Source organism: Virgibacillus salexigens, assembly GCF_014905415.1.
Classification (GTDB): Bacteria; Bacillota; Bacilli; order Bacillales; family Amphibacillaceae; genus Virgibacillus; species Virgibacillus salexigens.
The window spans coordinates 1-354 of sequence record NZ_BNEO01000060.1; the positions used below are offsets into that span (position 1 = coordinate 1).

The window sequence follows — 354 nt, forward strand, 5'->3', positions numbered from 1 at the left end:
TTTGGTGTTCGCGGCACACATACAAGATTTGCCTCGTTGTCTAAGCAAATCAAATCTATTCCTAATGGATATTCCTTTACACGTTTATTTCGCGTTGTCCATAATTCCTTTGGTAAACCTATTTGTTATTCTGCTTCATCCTTAATCCCTGGTCCAGTTAATAGCACCTCTGCTTGATTCACGACCCCAGACCTTTCTAGAAACCACGTAGATGAAAATTGCGGATCTATTAAATTCCCTATCTTGCATTGCTGCAAAGCTTCCACTATATCTTGTTGCAACGCAGCTTGAAGAACAATAATGTAATCTGCTTCATGAAGTGGCGCTGACTTTGCCAAGGTATATGCAGGAAGC

1 pseudogene is annotated in these 354 nt (G+C 40.7%); it reads right to left on the bottom strand.

The annotated features are described in order from the left end of the window. Window positions 1–338 (bottom strand): annotated as a pseudogene (locus JKP73_RS23315) (phosphonate C-P lyase system protein PhnH); the annotation flags it as partial. Window positions 339–354 lie beyond the last annotated feature (16 nt).